This window comes from Amycolatopsis sp. NPDC028719 (genome assembly GCF_055565395.1).
Window position 1 is genome coordinate 149,623 of the sequence record NZ_JBVHUL010000010.1, and the last position, 19,432, is coordinate 169,054.

21 protein-coding genes and 3 tRNA genes are annotated in these 19,432 nt (G+C 70.2%); 16 read left to right on the forward strand and 8 right to left on the reverse strand.

Going from position 1 to position 19,432, the window contains the following annotated elements:
- The first annotated feature begins 38 nt into the window (after positions 1-38).
- From ACZ4TR_RS37165 to ACZ4TR_RS37175, 3 genes are all read left to right on the forward strand, one after another.
- Positions 39-111 (forward strand) — tRNA-Glu (locus ACZ4TR_RS37165).
- Positions 112-148: 37 nt separating this feature from the next.
- Positions 149-222 (forward strand) — tRNA-Asp (locus ACZ4TR_RS37170).
- Positions 223-253: 31 nt separating this feature from the next.
- Positions 254-327: transfer RNA gene (locus ACZ4TR_RS37175), tRNA-Phe, on the forward strand.
- 51 nt (positions 328-378) lie between these two features.
- Here the strand turns inward: ACZ4TR_RS37175 and ACZ4TR_RS37180 are convergent.
- The gene (locus ACZ4TR_RS37180; RefSeq protein WP_465292767.1) at positions 379-762 is read right to left on the reverse strand and encodes a hypothetical protein; all 384 of its coding nucleotides are present in this window, start codon (positions 760-762) and stop codon (positions 379-381) included.
- Positions 763-901: 139 nt separating this feature from the next.
- Here ACZ4TR_RS37180 and ACZ4TR_RS37185 point away from each other — a divergent pair, with 139 nt between their 5' ends.
- Positions 902-1,252, forward strand: coding sequence for a YciI family protein (locus ACZ4TR_RS37185; RefSeq protein ID WP_465292768.1), 351 nt, complete (start codon positions 902-904; stop codon positions 1,250-1,252).
- A gap of 34 nt (positions 1,253-1,286) precedes the next feature.
- Positions 1,287-2,072 carry an arylamine N-acetyltransferase family protein gene (locus ACZ4TR_RS37190; protein ID WP_465292769.1) on the forward strand — a complete coding sequence of 262 codons (786 nt, stop codon included), beginning with the start codon at positions 1,287-1,289 and terminating at the stop codon, positions 2,070-2,072.
- On the opposite strand, the gene ACZ4TR_RS37195 is transcribed toward ACZ4TR_RS37190, so the two are convergent.
- Together ACZ4TR_RS37195 and ACZ4TR_RS37200 are read right to left on the reverse strand one after the other, a co-directional pair.
- On the reverse strand, positions 2,066-4,378 hold the full coding sequence (locus tag ACZ4TR_RS37195; RefSeq protein ID WP_465292770.1) for a sensor domain-containing protein: 2,313 nt from the start codon (positions 4,376-4,378) through the stop codon (positions 2,066-2,068). The two genes, ACZ4TR_RS37190 and ACZ4TR_RS37195, sit on opposite strands and share 7 nt — an antisense overlap.
- Positions 4,379-4,418: 40 nt before the next feature.
- Positions 4,419-5,168 carry a rhomboid-like protein gene (locus ACZ4TR_RS37200; RefSeq protein ID WP_465292772.1) on the reverse strand — a complete coding sequence of 250 codons (750 nt, stop codon included), beginning with the start codon at positions 5,166-5,168 and terminating at the stop codon, positions 4,419-4,421.
- 171 nt (positions 5,169-5,339) lie between these two features.
- Here ACZ4TR_RS37200 and ACZ4TR_RS37205 point away from each other — a divergent pair, with 171 nt between their 5' ends.
- On the forward strand, positions 5,340-5,855 hold the full coding sequence (locus ACZ4TR_RS37205) for a hypothetical protein (protein ID WP_465292773.1): 516 nt from the start codon (positions 5,340-5,342) through the stop codon (positions 5,853-5,855).
- On the opposite strand, the gene ACZ4TR_RS37210 is transcribed toward ACZ4TR_RS37205, so the two are convergent.
- Positions 5,856-6,302 carry a pyridoxamine 5'-phosphate oxidase family protein gene (locus ACZ4TR_RS37210; protein ID WP_465292775.1) on the reverse strand — a complete coding sequence of 149 codons (447 nt, stop codon included), beginning with the start codon at positions 6,300-6,302 and terminating at the stop codon, positions 5,856-5,858.
- A gap of 87 nt (positions 6,303-6,389) precedes the next feature.
- On the opposite strand from ACZ4TR_RS37210, the gene ACZ4TR_RS37215 reads away from it, so the two are divergent.
- Positions 6,390-6,965, forward strand: a complete 576-nt coding sequence (locus tag ACZ4TR_RS37215; protein WP_465292776.1) for a TetR/AcrR family transcriptional regulator — start codon at positions 6,390-6,392, stop codon at positions 6,963-6,965.
- On the opposite strand, the gene ACZ4TR_RS37220 is transcribed toward ACZ4TR_RS37215, so the two are convergent.
- Positions 6,916-8,247 carry a nucleobase:cation symporter-2 family protein gene (locus tag ACZ4TR_RS37220; RefSeq protein ID WP_465292777.1) on the reverse strand — a complete coding sequence of 444 codons (1,332 nt, stop codon included), beginning with the start codon at positions 8,245-8,247 and terminating at the stop codon, positions 6,916-6,918. The genes ACZ4TR_RS37215 and ACZ4TR_RS37220 overlap by 50 nt on opposite strands.
- 119 nt (positions 8,248-8,366) lie before the next feature.
- On the opposite strand from ACZ4TR_RS37220, the gene ACZ4TR_RS37225 reads away from it, so the two are divergent.
- Both ACZ4TR_RS37225 and ACZ4TR_RS37230 read left to right on the forward strand, forming a co-directional pair.
- Complete coding sequence (locus ACZ4TR_RS37225; RefSeq protein WP_465292778.1) at positions 8,367-9,506, forward strand: 5-methyltetrahydropteroyltriglutamate--homocysteine S-methyltransferase; 1,140 nt, start codon at positions 8,367-8,369, stop codon at positions 9,504-9,506.
- A complete protein-coding gene (locus ACZ4TR_RS37230) occupies positions 9,506-9,823 on the forward strand; it encodes an NIPSNAP family protein (RefSeq protein WP_086675711.1) in 318 nt (105 codons plus the stop codon). The genes ACZ4TR_RS37225 and ACZ4TR_RS37230 overlap by 1 nt, the downstream gene beginning before the upstream one ends.
- A gap of 52 nt (positions 9,824-9,875) precedes the next feature.
- Here the strand turns inward: ACZ4TR_RS37230 and ACZ4TR_RS37235 are convergent, their stop codons facing one another.
- A complete protein-coding gene (locus tag ACZ4TR_RS37235) occupies positions 9,876-10,325 on the reverse strand; it encodes a hypothetical protein (RefSeq protein WP_465292779.1) in 450 nt (149 codons plus the stop codon).
- 112 nt (positions 10,326-10,437) lie between these two features.
- Here ACZ4TR_RS37235 and ACZ4TR_RS37240 point away from each other — a divergent pair, with 112 nt between their 5' ends.
- The 3 genes from ACZ4TR_RS37240 to ACZ4TR_RS37250 all read left to right on the forward strand — a co-directional run bounded on the left by ACZ4TR_RS37240 (position 10,438) and on the right by ACZ4TR_RS37250 (position 13,277).
- Positions 10,438-11,223, forward strand: a complete 786-nt coding sequence (locus ACZ4TR_RS37240; RefSeq protein WP_465292780.1) for an IclR family transcriptional regulator — start codon at positions 10,438-10,440, stop codon at positions 11,221-11,223.
- Positions 11,224-11,286: 63 nt separating this feature from the next.
- Positions 11,287-12,507: an NAD(P)/FAD-dependent oxidoreductase gene (locus ACZ4TR_RS37245; protein WP_465293107.1), complete on the forward strand. Its 1,221-nt coding sequence runs from the start codon at positions 11,287-11,289 to the stop codon at positions 12,505-12,507.
- A 32-nt stretch (positions 12,508-12,539) separates the two neighbouring features.
- Positions 12,540-13,277, forward strand: coding sequence for a Clp protease N-terminal domain-containing protein (locus tag ACZ4TR_RS37250; protein ID WP_465292782.1), 738 nt, complete (start codon positions 12,540-12,542; stop codon positions 13,275-13,277).
- 155 nt (positions 13,278-13,432) lie between these two features.
- Here the strand turns inward: ACZ4TR_RS37250 and gndA are convergent, their stop codons facing one another.
- Together gndA and ACZ4TR_RS37260 are read right to left on the reverse strand one after the other, a co-directional pair.
- Positions 13,433-14,872, reverse strand: a complete 1,440-nt coding sequence (gene gndA / locus ACZ4TR_RS37255) for an NADP-dependent phosphogluconate dehydrogenase (protein WP_465292784.1) — start codon at positions 14,870-14,872, stop codon at positions 13,433-13,435.
- 85 nt (positions 14,873-14,957) lie between these two features.
- The gene (locus tag ACZ4TR_RS37260) at positions 14,958-15,878 is read right to left on the reverse strand and encodes an MBL fold metallo-hydrolase (RefSeq protein ID WP_465292786.1); all 921 of its coding nucleotides are present in this window, start codon (positions 15,876-15,878) and stop codon (positions 14,958-14,960) included.
- 234 nt (positions 15,879-16,112) lie between these two features.
- Here ACZ4TR_RS37260 and ACZ4TR_RS37265 point away from each other — a divergent pair, with 234 nt between their 5' ends.
- The 4 genes from ACZ4TR_RS37265 to ACZ4TR_RS37280 all read left to right on the forward strand — a co-directional run bounded on the left by ACZ4TR_RS37265 (position 16,113) and on the right by ACZ4TR_RS37280 (position 19,351).
- Entirely contained in the window at positions 16,113-16,976 is an 864-nt protein-coding gene (locus tag ACZ4TR_RS37265) for a helix-turn-helix domain-containing protein (RefSeq protein WP_364522509.1), read from the forward strand.
- Between the two features lie 100 nt (positions 16,977-17,076).
- Entirely contained in the window at positions 17,077-17,904 is an 828-nt protein-coding gene (locus ACZ4TR_RS37270; protein ID WP_465292788.1) for an SAM-dependent methyltransferase, read from the forward strand.
- Positions 17,901-18,749, forward strand: coding sequence for an SAM-dependent methyltransferase (locus tag ACZ4TR_RS37275; protein WP_465292789.1), 849 nt, complete (start codon positions 17,901-17,903; stop codon positions 18,747-18,749). The genes ACZ4TR_RS37270 and ACZ4TR_RS37275 overlap by 4 nt, the downstream gene beginning before the upstream one ends.
- Positions 18,746-19,351: a class I SAM-dependent methyltransferase gene (locus ACZ4TR_RS37280; protein WP_465292791.1), complete on the forward strand. Its 606-nt coding sequence runs from the start codon at positions 18,746-18,748 to the stop codon at positions 19,349-19,351. The genes ACZ4TR_RS37275 and ACZ4TR_RS37280 overlap by 4 nt, the downstream gene beginning before the upstream one ends.
- Positions 19,352-19,432 lie beyond the last annotated feature (81 nt).

Genomic DNA, 19,432 nt, shown 5'->3' on the forward strand with positions numbered 1-19,432 from the left:
CTGAGAGCGCGGTCGGTCGGTCACCCGAAACCGGCCGGGCTCCCATCGTCCAGCGGCCTAGGACTCCGCCCTTTCAAGGCGGCAACGCGGGTTCGAATCCCGTTGGGAGTACGCAGTACAGTAGTAGAAGCAAGATCGCAGTACGCAAGGCCCTGTGGCGCAGTTGGTTAGCGCGTCGCCCTGTCACGGCGAAGGTCGCGGGTTCGAGTCCCGTCAGGGTCGCAAGATCGTTCGGCTCCAGGCCGGCGTTCCCGGCCAGGTAGCTCAGTTGGTACGAGCGTCCGCCTGAAAAGCGGAAGGTCGCCGGTTCGACCCCGGCCCTGGCCACCGCTCCGAAAACCGCCCCGAATGTTCGGGGCGGTTTTTTCGTGTGCGGGTTCAGTTCGGGTGCGGGACCACGACGATCTGGTCCTCGTCCTCGTAGATGACTCGCCCCGGGGGTTCGGGCGCCACCAGCCTGTCGCAGCGGATGCCGTGGGCGCCGAGGATTTCCAGGTACCCGGCGGCCCGGGCGACGAGCGCCTCGGCGGACTCCTTGAACCAGGCGGTCGCGCCCGGGTTGACGGCGTGGTCGTAGACGGCCGGATCGACCGTGGCGGGATTCGTGTAGTGCGCCTCGTACCACGCGTGGTTGGTCCGGCGGAACTCCTCCTGCTCGGGAGTCAGCCTGCCGGACCGGCTGAGGTTGTTGATCAGGCCGAAGAAGCCGGGGTGCCGGCCTTCGTCGTTGGGCTCGGTGCTCTGGAATCGGACGTACGCCATGGAGAAGTCCTAGCGGATTCGGCGAGAACTAGGCCGAACGAGTGAACCGCAAACGCCCGTGTCCGGTCCACCCCGCCGGCTCCGACCACCCGGCGAAAGGCAGCCCACCCCGGGCCGCCACCCACACCGGGGAGCCGACGTGCGATACCTCCTTGCCCTCCACATGAACCCGACCCTCTGGGACACCCTCACCGACGACCAGAAGAACGGCGTCTACGAAGGCCACGGCGCCTTCATCAAGACCGTCACCGACACCGGCGAGATGGTCGAGACCAAGGCGCTCGCCGAGCCCGCCGGAACCAAGACCGTCCGCGTCCGGAACAGCGCGACCCGGGTCCAGAAAGGCGCCTTCGTCGAGTCGGACGCCTTCCTCTGCGGCTACTACGTCGTCGATGTCGCAAGCGAAGAACGCGCCGTCGAACTCGCCGCGATGATTCCCGATGCGCAGTACACCGCCGTCGAGGTGCGGAAGATCGTCCACGAAGGTTGACCTCCAGTCAGGTCGAGGGTGCACCCTGGATCCCATGACCAGCGAGTGGGGAATCGACGCCGTCGACCTGGACGCCTACCTGGCGAGGATCGGGCAAAAACCGCGGCCGCCGTCCGAGAGCGCGCTCGCGGACCTCATGCGCGCTCACGTCCAGGCCATTCCGTTCGAGAACGTCGACGTCGTTCTCCGGCAGCACCAAGGGATTTCGCTCGACGTCGTGAGCGCGAAACTCGTCGGACGGCGGCGGGGCGGCTACTGCTACGAACAGAGTGGCCTCTTCGCCGCCGTCCTCGAGCAGCTCGGCTACCCCGTCCACCGGCTCGCCGCGCGCGTCCAGCCGCGGCGGCCGGGGCCGTACACCCACATGACGCTGGTCGCGGAGGCCGACGGAAAACGCTTCCACGCCGACGTCGGGTTCGGTGCCGGGATCCTCGCCCCGATGCCGCTCGTCGACGGCCAGGAAACCGACCAGGCCGGCTGGCCGCACCGGCTGACCGAAAAGGACGGCTGGTGGACGCTGAAGAAGGGCGACGAGGACCTGCTCGACTTCCGGCTCGACGGCATGCACCCCATCGACTACGAGGTCTACCACCACTACACGTCGACCCACCCGAAGTCGCCGTTCACCGGACGGCTGGTGATCATGACGCTCGAACCGGGCGTCAGCCGGAAGCTGCTGGGCCGTGAGCTGACCGTCGAAAAGCCCGGTGGCAGCAGCGAAACCACCACCGTCGCGCCGGAAGAACTCGATGCCACTCTCAAGGACTTCGGCATCGAACTGACGCCGGACGAACTGAGAAGGCTCAAAGAGATCTACTGACCGAACAGCTCGGCCGCCGGTACCGGGCGGCCCAGGTGGTAGCCCTGGGCCTGGTCGCACCCCAGCGAACGCAGCAGGTCCAGCTGCTCCGCGGACTCGACGCCCTCGGCGATCACCGTCAGGTCGACGGCGTGGGCCATCGCGATGATGCTCGTGACGATCGCCGCCGCGTCGCGGGATTCGGCGATGCCGGTGATGAACGAGCGGTCGATCTTGAGCGTGTCCAGCGTCAGCCGGCGCAGCTGCGCGAGCGACGAATACCCGGTGCCGAAGTCGTCGATCGCCAGCAGCACGCCCAGGGAACGCAGGGACGCCAGCACTTCGCCGGCCGCTTCCTGGTCGCGCATCAACGCGCTTTCGGTGACCTCCAGGCAGAGCGCGCCGGCCGGCAGTCCGGTGTTGGCCAGCGCGTCCTGCACCGCGGGCACCAGGTGCGGGTCGTCGAGCTGGCGGGTGGAGAGGTTGACCTTCAGCGTGAGGTCCAGACCCTGGTCACGGCGTCGCGTGGCGAGCTCGCGCGTCGTCGCGCGGAGCATCTCCTTGCCGATCACGTTGATCAGGTCGCTTTCCTCGGCGAGCGGGATGAACTCCACGGGCGAGATCGCGCCGTGCCGGGGGTGCGTCCAGCGCAGCAGCGCCTCGACCGCGACCATCTCGCCGGTCCGCAGGTCGACGACCGGCTGGTAGGCCGGCCAGAGCTGGCCGTCGTGCACCGCGTCGCGCAGGTCCTGCTCCATCCGCAGCCGCCGCTGCATCCGCTCGCGCAGGCCGACGTCGAAGAAGTGGTGCCGGCCCCGGCCGAGCGTCTTGGCCTGGTACATCGCGACGTCGGCGTCGCGCAGCAGGTCCTCGGCGCTGCGGCGGTCGGCGCTGCCGACGAGCACGACGCCGATGCTGGCGTCGAGGTGCAGCTGCCTGCCGAGCACGCCGATCGGCTCGGCCAGCGCGGCCCGCAGGTGCTCGGCCAGTGCCCGGACCTCGCCGGGTTCGGTGACCTCGCCGGTGACGACGACGAACTCGTCGCCGCCGAGCCGCCCGACCAGGTCGTCGCGGCCGGAGCAGCGGCGCAGGCGCTCGCCGACGATCCGCAGCACCTGGTCGCCGACCGAGTGCCCGAGCGAGTCGTTGATGACCTTGAACTTGTCCAGGTCGAGGAACAGCACGGTGACCGCGCCGCGTTCGCGGACGTCGAGCCTGCCGAGCACCAGGGTCCGGTTGGCCAGGCGGGTGAGCGGGTCGTGGGTGGCGTCGTGCGCGAGCCGCGCGCTGATCGCGCGGGTCTCGGTGATGTCGGTGAACGACGTGACCACGGCCAGCGCCGCCGGGTCGTCGGGGTTGAGCAGCCGCGAGGTCAGCGACACCCAGACGTCGCGGCCGTCGGGCCGGCGCAGGCGTACGACGAGGCCGTTGTGCGTGACGCCGGTGCGGCGCGTCCGCACCGACGGCGTCTCGTCCGGCGGGATCCACTGCCCGGACTCGGTGAACAGCACGAGCGTGTGGCACGGGACGCCGATCAGCTCGGCTTCGGTGACGCCGATGATCCGGCAGGCCGCCGGGTTCGCCGCTTCGATGAGCCCGCCCGGGCCCATCACCAGCACGCCTTCGTCGAGGGACGCGACGACCGTGCGGTAGTTCTGCTCGGCCCGGCGGCGCGCGGTTTCGTCGGCGCAGACGAGCACGTACCCGTCGTTCATCTCAGCTGCCGAAACGCGGACCGCCAAGGGAGCGCCGTCCCGCCGCCGATGCACCGCTTCGGTGACCCCGCCGCCGCGCAGGTCGAGCGGCGCGCCGACCAGCTCGCTCGCCCGCCGTCCGACGGCTTCGGCCGCGGTCCAGCCGTACACCGCTTCGGCCGCTGGGTTCCAGCTGGTCACGACGCCTTCGCCGGTGGTTGCGATCAGCGCGTCGCTGACGTGCGACACGAGCGCGGCCTGGTAGCGCAGGGCGTCCGCGGCCGCCTTTTTCGCGGTGATGTCGCGCATGACGACCTGGTAGGCGAGCCGGCCGCCGAGGCGCACCGACACCGTCTCGACGGCGAACTTGCTCCCGTCCAGCCGGGACATCAGCGCTTCGACCGGCTCGCTCGCCTGCCCCGGCTCGGTCAGCAGCGCGAGCTTCTCCACCAGGGCGGCGCGCGAGTCCTCGGCGACGAAGTCGGTGAACCGGCGGCCGACGACCTCGGCCGCGGACCGCGCCGCGAACGTCTCGAGGGCCGCGCGGTTGGCGTAGATCAGGACGCCGTGCTCGTGGACGCAGATCGCGTCGGGACTCAGCTCGACCAGTTCGGCGAGGGAGCCTGCCTCCATGAGCGTCGTCCCCCTGGCAGTCGGCGTGTGGCTCGGTCGATTACACCACCGACTCCGGTTCCTGCCTACCCGCCGGAATCCCGGTCCGGCCTGCGGCTGGGCCGCGCAGCCGCGGTCCCCAGAACAGCAGCCCGAAGTGCGCGGCGACCGCGTGGCCGAGCAGCGTGACGACCGAGTCGAGGCTCGCCGGGTCGTCGCCGAGCCAGATCACCGCGATGAACGCCTCCACGGCGGCCAGCGCGGCGAGCCGCGCGCGGCCGCGCAACAGGAAGACGAGGGCGCCGGCGGTGGTGAAGAAGCCGTAGCTGACGCCGATGTCGAGCCAGTGCCCGGCCGAGTTCGGCAGGACGTGGGCGCTGATCAGCGCCATCACCGGCAGCTCGGTGACGAGCGTGGCCAGCACGTGGCCGGAGAAGAACACGGTCGCCGCGCGGCGGGCGCCGAACCGGCGTTCCAGTGGTGCGACGGCGATCGTGAAGATCACGACGTAGGCGAGCCAGCCTTCGTCGGACAGCCAGATCGCGCTGGTCAGCAGCGAGGTCAGCGGCCGTCGCCAGAGGTTGTGGGCGTCGGTGCTGGACAGCTGGAGCAGCCGGGCGGTCAGCTCCGGGTCGGCGAACTTGAGCAGCAGCGTCGTGCCGAGCAGGAGAACCAGGTAACCGAACGTGAAGGGGGTCTCCCTCGGATTCGGGACGACCCGGGCGAACACCCGCAAGCCGCGACGCGGAACGGCGATGCGGGGCACCGGCCGATCGGCTTTCAGCAGCATGGTTCGAGCTTCGACGGTCATGCTGGGAGTCTCCCGAACCGCAGCTGTGAATCCGCTGTGGAATGTCACTCACCGTCAAAACGAACGTTACGTGACGAATTTTTGCCAACACCTCACCCGTTCGGGTGCTTTGTGCGGTAAAAATACGATCACGACGTCGGCCGGAAGGCCCTCTCGGGAAGGTCTGTCGGGGTGAACGACGAGGTATCGGTCGCCGAGCTGCTCGTGCGCGAGGGCTGGGGCGACCGTTCGGGACCGGGGCAGTCGCGCTGGCGCGTGCTCGCGGTGATGCTCGCCGTCGTCATCGGCTGCGGAGCCGCCGCGGTGCTGGTCGGGCTCAGCGGCAAGGGCACCGAGAACGCGTCCCCGGTCGACCAGATCCAGGTGATCCCGTTCCCGGGGCGCACCACCGGGCTCGGTGGTGCTGACCAGGCGACGGACTCGCCCCCGGAGGGCGGCACCGGCGGCGGCGACGTCGTCCCCGGCGCCGGCGTGCCCCGCGAGACCGTCACCGAGGTCCCGGGCACCGATCCGACCACCGAGAGCAGCACCGGTTCCGCCACGCCGACCACCACGTCCAGCAGCGGCGGCGACCCGACCAGCTCGCTGACCACGACCCCGACCTCGACTCCGCCCCAGGGGCAGCCGCCGGCACCCACGCCGACGACGACCAGGAGGACGACGTGCGTGCTGGTCATCTGCTGGTGATCAGGCCAGTTTCTCCGCGAGGTCGCTGAAGTCCGAGGTGTTCCAGCGCTCCGGGCGCATCACGATCGCGATGTTGTTCCCGTGGGCGTCGTCGGTCGCGTCCGTGTAGGCCTCGCTGATGCCCGAGGGCAAGTAGCGGGCGGCCATCTCGTGCCGCTGCGCCTTCGTCATCGGCCACGACTCCACCACCGGACCCTCGACCGAAACGTACTTGTAGACGCCGTCCTGCTGCTGGACGCACAGCGCGAACCGGCCGGCCGCCTCGATCAGCCGCGTCTTGCGCGAGCCGGGCGAGGTCATCACGACGACGTCGCCGCCCGGCTCGTAGCGGTACCAGATCGGCGTGGTGAGTGGAGCCCGGCCGCGCTCCGCGGCGACGCTGAGCACGCCGACCTGCGGCTGGGCGAGGAACTGCTCACGCTCTTCGCGGGACATCTTGCGGGCCATCGAAGTCTCCCTAAAGCCATCTCATTTGCTTTAAAGCTAGCCACACCTCGATGACAAAAGCAAGCACGTTTGCTTTAGGCTGCGGTCATGACCCGACCCGGTGGCCGCAGTGCGCGCGTTCGCGACGCCGTGCACGAAGCCGTCGTCGAACTGCTCGCCGCCGGGGAGATCGACGCCACGATCCCGAAGATCGCCGAACGCGCGGGCGTGAACCCGACGAGCATCTACCGGCGCTGGGGCAGCCGCGACCACCTGCTGCTGGACGCCGCCGTGACACGCCTGCGCACGACGTCGCCGATCCCGGACACGGGCTCGCTACGGGGCGACTTGCTCGGCTGGGCCGAAGGCGTCGAACGCGCGATGCGCGACCGTCGCGGCCAGATCATGCTCCGCGCGCTCGTCGCGACCATGGCGCCGGACGCGGAGCCGGTGGGGTACCTCAAGGCCCGCGGGGAGGACCTGCAGGCCGCGCTCGACAAGGCCGCGGCGCGCGGCGAGCGGGTGCCGACGGTCGACGAGGTGCTGGACTTCGTCCTCGCCCCGCTCTACCTGCGGGTGCTGTTCCGGCGTCCGGTCGAGCCGGGCACCGCGGCCCGGCTCGTCGGACGGTTGCTCACGGCGCTTCCAGCAGGTCCGGCTCCGAGCGCCGGCCGAGGTGGTTGAACAGCAGGTTCAGCGTGAACGCCAGCACCGCCGCCACCGTGATCGAGCTGCCGCAGATGGTCTGCAGCCACGCGGGGAAGTGCTGGAAGATCTTCGGCGCGAACGCCGGCAGCAGGCCGACGCCGAGGGCCACCGCGACGATGAACGTGTTGTGGTTGCCGGAAAACTCCACCTTCTTGAGGTTCTGCGCACCGACCGCGGCGACCATCGCGAACATCACCACGGCCACCCCGCCGACCACCGGCTGCGGGATCGCCGCGATGAACGCGCCGATCTTCGGCACCAGGCCCATCAGCACCAGGATCCCGCCGGTGACCGCGACCACCCAGCGGCTGCGCACGCCGGTCATCCGCACCAGGCCCACGTTCTGCGCGAAAGCCGTGTCCGGGAAGGAGTTCATGACGCCGCCGAGCACGGCCGAGAAGCCGTCGGTGGCCAGGCCGCGCGCGAGGTCGGAGTCGGTCGGCGGCCGTCCGGTGATCTCGCCGACGGCGATCATGTCGGCGGTGGACTCGGTGAACGTCACCAGCATGACCACGCACATGGACAGGATCGCGGCGACCGGGAACGTTGGCGCGCCGAAGTGGAACGGCGACGCGAGCCCGAACCAGCTCGCCGCGCCGAGCCCGTCCCAGTGCACGAGCCCCATCGGGATCGCGACCACCAGCCCGATCGCCAAGGCCAGCAGCGGGCCGATCTGGTTGGCGAACCCGCGCAGCATCCGCGTGAACAGCACCAGCAGCGCGAGCACGCCGAACGCGAGCAGGATGTGCGACAGGGCCGCGTAGTCCGGCGCGCTGGGGTCGTTGCCCGCGATCAGCCCTGCGCCCGGGCCCAGCAGCGAGACGCCGATGACGAGCAGCAGCGTCCCGGTGACCAGCGGCGGGAAGAACCGGATCAGCTTTGCGAACGGCTTCGCGATGAGCAACCCGAAAACGCCGGATGCCAGCATCGCGCCGTAGACCGCGGGCAGGCCGTACTGCGACGCGATCAGGATCATCGGGTTGACGACGCTGAACGTCGCGCCCGCGACCACCGGCAGCCGGATGCCGAGGATCTTCCCGATGCCGATCGCCTGGATCATCGTCGCGACGCCCGCGACGAGGAGATCGGCGTTGACCAGCAGCCCGATCGTCGCCGGGTCCAGCTTCAGCGCGCTGCCGACGATCAGCGGCACGGCGACCGCGCCGGCGTACATGATCGACATGTGCTGCAGGCCGAGCAGCGCCAGCCGGCCGGCGGGCAGGCCCTGGTCGACGGGGTGCACCGCGGGTTTCGTCATGATCAAGCCCCTTTCCCGGCCCACAGCCAACGCCGCGCGCGTGACCGTGGCAAGACCCGGACGTCATGATCTTGTTTCGGGGGGCGGCGCGACGGCCGCGGATGTGTGACCATCGGTGCATGACTTCGGGTGGTATTTCCCAGGTGGGCCCGCCGTTTCGCGCCGATCACGTCGGGAGCCTCCTGCGGCCCCCGGTGCTGCGGGACGCGCGACGGCGGCGCGAAAGCGGTGAGATCGGCGTGGAGCAGCTCCGCGCGGTCGAGGACGACGCGATCCGCGACGTCATCAAGATGCAGAAGGCGGCCGGGCTGAGCTCGGCCACCGACGGCGAGTTCCGGCGTGCTTCGTGGCACATGGACTTCATCTACGCGCTCGGCGGGATCTCCAAGAGCGACGAACGGCTGCACGTCAAGTTCCACAACCTGGCGGGCGACCTCGAGTTCAGCCCGCCGGGCCTGCAGGTCGACGGCAAGGTGCGGCTCGAGGAGCCGATCTTCGCCGACCACTTCCGGTTCTTGAAGTCCCATGTGGACCCCGGCGTGACGCCGAAGCTGACCATCCCGTCGCCGAGCATGGTCTACTACCGCGGCGGCCGGGCGGCGGTGAGCGAAAGCGTTTACCCGGACCTCGAGGAGTTCTTCGCCGACCTGAGCGCGGCCTACGCGGCTCAGGTCGCCGCCGTGCACGAGCTCGGCTGCCGGTACCTGCAGCTGGACGACACGAGCCTGGCCTACCTCAACGACCCGGCGCAGCGGGAGCTCGTCGCGCGGATGGGCGGCGACCCCGACACGCAGCACGTGCGCAACATCGCGACCATGAACGCGGCGCTGGCCGGCCGGCCTGACGATCTCAGGGTGACGACCCACCTCTGCCGCGGCAACTTCCGGTCGTCCTGGGTCGCTTCGGGCAGCTACGAGTTCGTCGCCGAGGCGCTGTTCGGCGAGCTGGCCGTCGACGGGTTCTTCCTGGAGTTCGACGACGAACGTTCCGGCGGTTTCGAGCCGCTGCGGTTCGTGCCGAAGGACAAGAAGGTCGTCCTCGGCCTGGTCACGACGAAACGGCCGGAGCTGGAGGACGCCGACGTCCTGGTGCGGCGGATCGAGGAAGCTTCGCGGTACGTCGACATCGACCAGCTCTGCCTTTCGCCGCAGTGCGGGTTCTCCTCGACCGAGGAGGGCAACGACCTCACCACGGACGACCAGCTGCGGAAGCTGGAGCTGATCGTGGCGACGGCCGACCGCGTGTGGGGCAGTCACTGATGATCACGTGCGTCGTCGACTACGTCATCGACCCCGCCAAGCTCGCCGACTTCGAACGCTTCGCCGCCGCGTGGATGCGGCTGGTGCAGCGCGAAGGCGGCGTCCACCACGGCTACTTCCTGCCGTCGGAGGGGGCGAGCGACGAAGCCCGGGCGTTGTTCAGCTTCGAGAGCTTCGCCGCGTACGAGCGGTACCGGACGTTGTTCGGCGTCGACCCGGACTTCATTGAGGCCGACAAGATCCGCGAGGAAAGCGGGTGCGTGGTGCGGTACCGGCGGTCGTTCATGCGCCCGCTCCTGCCGGACGACGACCTCTGACGTGCGGCACAGCGCGCGCCGCCCCGGGTGTGTCCCGGGGCGGCGCGTGCGGTCAGGTGCAGTTTCCCCAGGTGTAGCGGCTGCCGGAGCCGATGCCCGCGGCGCGCCCGACGTAGCCGTCGTACTGGACGCACTGGTTGTTCGACGAGACCTTGACGGCCGCGTAGTACTGGAAATCGCCGTGGTCGTCCTGCCAGAACCCGCCCTTCACCAGAATTCCGGCGTTGACGAAGGTTCTCGCGCCGACGTCGACCGACTTGATGGTCGTGACGCAGTTGTCGTGCGAGGAGTTGTACATCAGCCAGACGTCGCCCCACTTGGCCGAGCCGAACGTCACGTCGCGGTGGCCGTCGCTCGCCCGGGACCACGTGCCGCCGAAGTCGTGGGCGCAGGCCCCTTCGGGGGAGTACGGGTTGGCCGCGGCCGAAGCCACCGGCGCGGCGATCGCGGTCGCGCTCAGCGCCGCCGCCGCGGTGACACCCAGTTTTGCCCAGAGCTTCATCGGGTTTCCCTCGTTTCATGCCTCGGGTGAGACGCACCGCCCACACGCTCCGCGGCCTCGGGCGGTTTAGCCGCGGTTGCGGGTCCTCCCGTCGATGCGAAGACTGATCCCCATGCGACACAGCGCGCGGCGGCCGCCGTCGGTCGTCGATCGCGTCCTGGATCTGCTGGGCGCCTTCACGGCCGAGCGGCCTCAGCTCACGCTGTCCGAACTCAGCCGCCGCGTCGGGCTTCCGCTGTCGACCACGCACCGGCTGGCCGGCGAGCTGACCCGGCGCGGCGCGCTCGTCCGTGACGAAGCGGGCGTGTACCGCGTCGGGCTCTGGCTGTGGGAAGTCGCTTCGCTCGCTCCGCACGGGGCCGAACTCCGCGAGAGCGCGATGCCGTTCCTGGAGGACCTTTACGAGGCCACCCACCAGAACGTGCAGCTCGCCGTGCTCGACGGCGCGGAAGTCGTCTACGTCGAGCGCATCTCGGGCCGCGGCGCGGTCAACGTCCTGACGCGCGTCGGCGGCCGGCTGCCCGCGCACGCGACCGGCGTCGGCCAGGTGCTGCTCGCGCACGCCCCGGCCGAGGCCCAGGAGGAAGTCCTGTCCGCGCCGCTGAAGACGTTCACCGCGAAGACGATCAGCTCGTCTTCGCGGCTGCGGCGGGTGCTGGCCGACGTCCGCCGTGACGGCTACGCGATCAGCGACGGCCAGATCGAGCTGATCTCCCTGTCGGTCGCGGCCCCGGTCTACGACTCGACGGACGAGGTGGTCGCGGCGATCTCGGTGGTCGTCCCGGCCGAGGGGACGGATCCGCGGACGCTGGTCCCGGCGGTGCGGGCGGCCGCGCGCGGGATTTCGCGGGTGCTGAGGGCGCCGCGGGCGTTGCGGACCAGCGGGGAACCCCACTGATCGACTTCGTTCCTCGACGAGCCGGGCGGGGTGTGCTCAGATGAAAACATGGGTGAGCAGGGAGTGAGCACCGTTCTCGTCGTCGGGGCCGGGCAGAGCGGGTTCCAGGCCGTGGCGTCGCTGCGGGACCGCGGCTTCGCCGGCCGGGTCGTGCTGATCGGGGACGAGCCGGGCGTGCCGTACCAGCGGCCGCCGCTGTCGAAGGCCTACCTGGCCGGGACAGCCGGGCTCGAGCAGCTGCACCTGCGCGGTGCGGACTTCTTCGCCGAGAAGAACATCGAGCTGGTCGCCGGCCGGGTCGCTTCGGTCGACCGGTCCGCGTCGGAAGTACGCCTCGAAGACGGCACCGGACTGGCGTACGACCACCTGGTCCTGGCCACCGGCGCGCGCAACCGGACGCTGCCCGTCCCCGGCGCGGACCTGCCGGGCGTGCTGACCCTGCGCACCCGCGACGACGCCGACCGGCTGCGTGCGTCCCTCGAAGACGCCGAGAACGTCGTCGTGGTCGGCGGTGGCTTCATCGGGCTGGAGTTCGCCTCGCACGCCGGCCGCCCCGTGACGATCGTCGAGGCGCAGGACCGGCTCCTCAACCGCGTCGCGACGCCGGAGATCTCCGGCTACTTCGCCGCGCTGCACCGCGAAGCCGGGCACACGGTGCTGCTCGGTCAAGGAGTTTCGGCGTTGCACGGTGACTCGCGGGTGCGCGAAGTCGAGCTGTCCGACGGCCGGCGGCTGCCCGCCGACCTGGTCGTGATCGCCGTCGGCGTCGTGCCGGAGACGACGCTCGCCGAGGCCGCCGGGCTGGACGTCGCGAACGGCGTCGTCGTCGACGAGCACCTGCGCACGTCCGACCCGCGGATCTTCGCCATCGGCGACTGCGCGAACTTCCCGTGCGTGCAGGCGGGCGCGGCGACCCGGCTGGAGTCGGTGCAGAACGCCGTCGACCAGGCCCGGTGCGTGGCCGCGGCGCTGACCGGCACGGAAGAGCCGTACGCGAGCTTGCCGTGGTTCTGGACCGACCAGTCGGGCGCGAAGCTGCAGATCGCCGGGATCCTGGCCGACACGGACCGGACGGTGGTGGCGGGCGACCGCGAGGCGGGCAAGTTCTCGGTGCTGTCCTTCCGCGACGACGTCCTCATCGCGGTCGAGTCGGTGAACCGGCCGGCGGACCACATCGCCGCGCGCCGCCTGTTCACGGCCGACCCGCACCCGCGCTACGCGGACCTGGCGGCGAGCGAGTTCAACCTCAAGGAGCACCTGAAGGTCGCGTCAACGCGCGGTTGACGACCCGAGGTCGTCAACCTACAGTTGACGGCATGACCCCTCCTGAATACCCCATCAAGCTCGACGACCTCATCTCCGCCATCAAGAGCAACAACGACAAGGACGCACTGGCCCAGCTGTCCGACGCCGTCTACATGGGTGAGCACCTGGGCGAGCTCGCCGACCACCTGATCGGCCACTTCGTCGACCAGGCCCGCCGTTCGGGCGCCTCCTGGACCGAGATCGGCCAGAGCATGGGCGTCACCAAGCAGGCCGCGCAGAAGCGGTTCGTGCCCAAGGTCGACCCGGGCGGTGACACCTCCGGGGCGATCGAACGGGTTTACGGCCGCTACACCGACCGGGCGCGGCACGTCATCGTCGAGGCCCAGAAGGCCGCCATCGAACACGGCAGCCCGCACATCGACACCGTGCACATCCTGCTGGGCCTGCTCACCGAGCCCGCGGCCCTCGCGGCCGGGGCGATCGTCGCGCAAGGTGTGCAACTGGGCGACGTCCGTGAAGCGGCCGAGGCGCGGCTGCCCGAGGCGGTCGTGCCCGTGCCGAGCCCGACGCCGTTCTCCGGGGCCGCCAAGAAGACCCTCGAGCTGACCCTGCGCGAGGGCCTGCGGCTGGGGCACAACTACATCGGTACCGAGCACATCCTCTTGGCGCTGCTGGAGCAGCGTGAAGGTGCCGGCTTCGAGGTGCTCGACGGCCTCGGGATCACCAAGGAGGAGGCCGAAAGGAAGATCCTGGCGGTGCTGGAAGAGATCCTCGCCGCGCGGGGATGAGACCGCTTTGGCTGGCCGCGCTCCTGGCGCTGGCCTTGGTGACGCTGCTCTGACCGGGCAGGACCAGGGGGTCTTCCCGGTCAGGCAGGCCGAAAGCCGTGAATGTCGCATTGAGGGACTTCAAGTCCCTCAATGCGACATTCACGGACTTGCACTCAGGCGTCGGACTCCGGGCGGCCATCGGCGGCCCAGGCCGTGTGGAACGAGCCGTCGCGGTCGACGCGGCGGTACGTGTGCGCCCCGAAGAAGTCACGCTGACCCTGGACCAGCGCCGCCGGCAGCCGGTCCGCGCGGAGGCCGTCGTAGTACGCCAGCGCCGTCGAGAAGCCCGGCGTCGGGATGCCCAGCTTGACCGCCGTCGAGATCACCGACCGCCACGAGTCCTGCGCGTCCTCCACGGCCTTGCGGAAGCCACCGGACGTGAGCAACGTCGGCAGCGAAGGCTCGTCGGCGTAGGCCGAGGTGATGTCGTTGAGGAACTTCGCGCGGATGATGCAGCCGCCGCGCCAGATCGAGGCGACCTTGCCGAGGTCGATGTCCCAGCCGTACTCCGTCGCGCCGGCCTGGATCTGGTTGAAGCCCTGCGCGTACGCGACGACCTTCGACGCGTACAGCGCCTGCTCGACGTCGTCCGCGAAGCGCTCCAGCGACGAACCCGTCAGCGGCGACCGCGCCGGGCCGCCCAGCCCGCGAGCGGCCGAGCGCAGCGAAGTCGAGCCGGACAGCGAACGCGCGAAGACGGCTTCGGCGATGCCCGAGATCGGGACACCCAGGTCGAGGCCGATCTGCACGGTCCAGCGGCCGGTGCCCTTCTGCTCGGCGGCGTCGGCGACGACGTCGACGAACGGCTTGCCGGACGACTTGTCGACGTGCGCCAGCACCTCGGCGGTGATCTCGATCAGGTACGAGTCCAGCCGCCCGGTGTTCCACGTGCGGAACACGTCGGCGATCTCGGCGGGGGAGTAGCCGCCCGCGCCGCGCAGCAGGTCGAACGACTCCGCGATCAGCTGCATGTCGGCGTACTCGATGCCGTTGTGCACCATCTTGACGAAGTGGCCGGCGCCGTCCGCGCCGATGTGCGTGCAGCACGGCTCGCCGTCGACCTTGGCCGAAATGTCCTCGAACAGCGGGCCGAGGGACTCGTACGACTCCTTCGAGCCGCCGGGCATGATGCTCGGCCCGTGCAGCGCGCCTTCCTCGCCGCCGGAGACGCCGCTGCCGACGAAGTGCAGCCCGCGCTCGCGCAGCGCCTGCTCGCGCCGGCGCGTGTCCGCGAAGTGCGCGTTGCCGGCGTCGATGATCACGTCGCCCTCTTCCAGCAGCGGCGCGAACTCCTCGATGACGGCGTCGGTCGGGCCGCCCGCCTTCACCATGATCACGACCTGCCGCGGCCGCTCCAGCGCGTCGACGAACGCCTGCGCCGAGTACGCCGGGATGAAGTCGCCCTCGTCGCCGAACTGCTCCACCAGCGCGCGGGTCCGCTCCTCGGACCGGTTGTGCAGGGCCACCGTGTGCCCGTGCCGGGCCAGGTTGCGGGCCAGGTTGCGGCCCATGACCGCCAGGCCGGTGACCCCGATGCTCGCCTTCTTGCTCATCCGCATCCTTCCGAAGTCTCTCTCGATTCAGACACTAGTCCGATCGAGGCCTCAAGGGAGGGCACGGAGGAGCAGCTCACCTAGTTCAGGAGAAGCAGCGGATCGGGCCCCGGTTGATCGCGACCATGTCCGTCACGGCGGCGACCAGGTCGATCTGCGCGCCCCACTCGGCGCCGTCCAGCTCGGCGTACGCGCGGTGCAGGTTTCCGGGCAGCCGCTCCTGCTCGCTCAGCGACGCGAACTCGCCCAGGTCCGTCTCCTTGGCGACCTCCAGCGGCGACAACCCGGCGGCCTTCCCGCGCTCGGCCGTCTCCTGGACAAAGGCCAGGTACCGGTCGACAGCCTCCACCGTGGAGAGGTCGCACGGGGCGCCGTGGCCAGGCAGGATCACGTCCGGCTCGAGTTCCCGGATGACGTCCAGCCCGGCGCGCCAGCCGGCCACCGAGCCCATCAGCGCGAACGGGCTGCCGCCGTTGAACACCAGGTCACCGGCGTAGAGCACGCGCTGCTCGGGCAGCCAGACCAGGACGTCGTTGGTGGTGTGCGCGGCGTGCCCGGGGTGGATCAGCTCGAGGGTGAGGTCGCCCGCGTGCACGGTCAGCCGGTCGTCGAACACGACCTCCGGCGGCCGCGACCGCAGCTCGCCCCAGTCGCTGCCGACGAAGACGCCCTCGAACGTCTGGATGCCCTCGGCGACCATCAGCTCCCGCGTCTTGCGGTGCCCGATGATCGTCGCGCTCCCGACCAGGTAGTTGCCGTTGGTGTGGTCGCCGTGGTGGTGGGTGTTCACCAGCGTCGTCACGGGGCTGCCGGTGGCGGCTTCGACCGTCTCGAGCAGCGCGTGCGTGCGGCGCTCGGTCGAGCACGTGTCGATCAGCACGGTGTGGTCGCCGGCGTCGACGAACCCGCAGTTGTTGATGTACCAGGAGCCGTCCGGCTGGACGTAGCCGTGGACGCGGTCGGCCAGGCGGGTGACGGTGGCGGCGGCGGGCGAACGATCGGTCACCGGCCCAGTCTGCCGGAGACCGGGCTCCGCCGGTTGGCGGAATAATTAGGAATTTCGCTGGTCCAGGCGAGTGAAGACACAGGTGACTGGCGTTCCGCGCCGTTTCCTGGAACGCTGCGCGATGTCATCATCGAGATCCGCAAGGTGAAGCACTAACCTGGGTGGGTTCGATAGTTCGCGTGAGACGGCGGCCCGCGGCCGCCGTCGCTTGTAGTGGTCCGGGAGAGCAGGGCGATGGCCAGCACCGTCACCTCGCGCCGGAAGCAGCTCGGAAACGAGCTCCGGCATGCCCGCACCGCGGCGCGGATGACACAGCAGCAGGTCGCCGAGGTTCTCGGCTGCACCCAGGGCAAGGTCAACAAGATCGAGTCCGGTGCCGTCGGGGTGAAGCTCGGGGATGTGCGATCGATGCTGAACGCGTTCGGGATCAACGGCGAAGAAGCCGACACGCTGATGAACCTGGCGCGGGCCGCCGCCGGGCAGCGCGGCCACTGGTCGGGCTACCGCTCGGTGGTGCCGCACTGGTTCCGCACCTTCACCGACCTGGAGCCCGCGGCCGCGGAGATCCTCACCTGGCACGGCGAGCGCATCCCGGGTCCGCTGCAGTCCGAGCACTACATGCTCAAGCAGTTCACCGAGTTCGGCGCCACGGACGTGACGTCGCTGGTGCGCAACCGGCTCGACCGCAAGGCCGTGTTCGAGCAGCAGCAGCCGCCGTACTACCGGTTCATCATCAGCGAGGGCGCGCTGCGCCGGGCTCCCGGCGGGCACGCGCCCGCGGTGATGCTCGACCAGGTCGAGCACCTGCTCTCCCTCGAACGGCACCCGCGGGTCTACGTCCACGTGCTGCCGTTCGGCGCGCGGCTGGCCGCGGTGCCCAACGACTTCACGATCATGCGCTTCCCGGACCGCACCCGGGACTTCGTCTACATCGAGCACTCCGCCGGCGGGCTGTACCTCGACGACGTCAAGGACTTCAACATCTTCGTCGACTCATGGGACAGACTGCGCGGAGCGGCGCTGGAGCGGCAGGAGACCCGGCAGTTCCTCAAGGAGCTCGCGGAGGGTTACCGCGGCCAGATGCAGCAGCTCCAATAGGGCGAACGGCCGCGCGAAGGGTCCCGAGCGGGCAACAGCTGTCGGTAGAGTGGCTCTGCTGCGCCCCATTCCACCGGAAGTGCCGCCCGAAGGGGACATCGTGGACCCCGACTTCCTCCCCGACGCCGTCGACCTCGACCGGCCGAACGTGGCGAGGATCTACGACTGGGCACTCGGCGGCAGCGCGAACTGGGCGATCGACCGGCAGTACGGCGAGCTGGCGGTGAAAGCGTTTCCGCTGGCGAAGACCCTGGCGCGCGGCAACCGCGACTTCCTCCGCCGGGCCGTGCGCCACTGCCTCACCGAGGGCATCACGCAGTTCCTCGACCTCGGCTCCGGCATCCCGACCGCCGGCAACGTCCACGAGGTCGCCGACGACTACGCCGACGACTGCCGCTGCGTCTACGTCGACCACGAGCCGGTGGCCGTCGCGCACGGGCGGATGCTGCTCGAGGAGACGGGCGACCCGGACCGGCACGCCGTGCTGCACGCCGACCTGCGCGACGCCGAGGAGGTCTGGGAAGCCGCGCTGGCCACCGGGGTCCTCGACCCCGAGCGGCCGATCTGCCTGCTCACCGTGGCCGTGCTGCACTTCCTGCCCGACGTCACCGGCGTGCGCGAAGCCATCCGCGACTACCGGACGCTGCTCGCGCCGGGGTCGGCGTACGTCCTCTCGCACGCGACCGAGTCCGGCGTCGACGGTGACGAGCTGGACCAGATCCGGCGGCTCGTGAAGCTGTCCGAGCAGTCGAGCTCGCCGGCGGTCTCCCGGTCGCTCGACGAGATCGCCGCGTTCTTCGGTAACTTCGAGGTCGTCGACCCCGGGATCGTGCCTGTGGGAGAGTGGCGCCCCGAGCCCGGCGCCGCCCCGGTCCCCCTCGCGAGCGTGGTCGGCGGTGTCGGCCGCAAGCCTGGAGGACGGAAATGACGACGCAGGACCCCGAGGCCCCCGAAGGCGTCGACCTCGAGCGGCCGAACGCGGCCCGCATCTACGACTGGTTCCTCGGCGGCAACGCCAACTGGGCCATCGACCGCCAGTTCGGCGAGCAGGCGGTCAAGACGTTCCCGATGATCAAGACGGTCGCCCGCGCCGGCCGCGACTTCCTCGGCCGCGGCGTCCGGTACCTGGCGCGCAACGGCATCGACCAGTTCCTCGACCTGGGGTCGGGCGTGCCGACGGTCGGGAACGTCCACGAGGTCGCGGCGGAGGTGAACCCGAACGCGCGGTGCGTGTACGTCGACAACGAGCCGGTCGCGGTGGCGCACTCGCAGGTCCTGCTGGAGAAGGAGGGCGTCGCCGATCGGCACGCGGTGCTGCAGGGCGACCTGCGCGACCCGGCCGACATCTGGAAGCGCGCGCTCGACACCGGCGTCCTCGACACGAACCGGCCGATCGGCCTGATCATCGTCGGCGTCCTGTACTTCCTCGGCGAGGACGAGCCGGTGGCCCAGACCATCCAGAAGTACCTGTCGCTGCTGCCGTCCGGCTCGTACTTCCTGTCGTCGCACCTGACCACCGAAGGCCTCGGCGCGCTGGCCGACTCCGACAGCCGTGCGTCGATCGTGGAGCAGTACAAGAAGTCGAGCACGCCGCTGCACCTGCGCAGCAAGGCCGAGTTCACGTCGTTCTTCGACGGCCTGGAGCTGGTGGAGCCGGGCATCGTCTACCTGCCGGAGTGGCACCCGGACGAGATCGAGTCCCGGGCCACGAAGAAGCTCGCGAACGACCCGGCGTTCGTCGGCCACCTCTGCGGCCTCGGCCGCAAACCGTGACGGCGGCCTACGACGCGGTCGCCGTCCAGTACGCGGAGTTCGTCCGCGGCATCTGGGACGGCGACCCGCTGGACCGGGCCGCGTGGGCGGCGTTCGCGGACTACGTGCGCGGCCGCGGGCCGGTCGCCGACCTCGGCTGCGGACCCGGCCACCTGACGGCGCACCTGCACTCGCTGGGGCTCGACGCGTTCGGCGTCGACGTGTCGCCGGAGATGGTTTCGCTGGCGCGTGCCGCTGAGCCTGCGCTGAGGTTCGAAGTGGGTTCGATGGCGGCACTGGACCTGCCGGACGCGTCGCTCGCGGGGATCCTGTCGTGGTACTCGGTGATCCACACGCCGCCGGCGGAGATTCCGGGGTACTTCGCCGAATTCACCCGGACGTTGGCGCCCGGCGGTCACGTTCTGTTGGGGTGCTTCGAGTCCGGCGACGGGCCGGTCTCGGAGTTCGACCACAAGGTCACGACGGCGTACCGGTGGCCGCTGGGTGAGCTGATGGACATCGCGGCCGAGGCCGGACTCGTCGAGGTGGGGCGGATGTACCGCGAGGCCGTGGAAGGGGAGCGCCCCTTCCGGCAGGGACGGCTGCTGCTGCGGAAACCGTAGCTCGGACGGCATGAACGACCCTTTCACCGCGTCTGACGGGGTGAACGAGTCGTTCATGGCATCGCCCACCCGCGCTTCCAG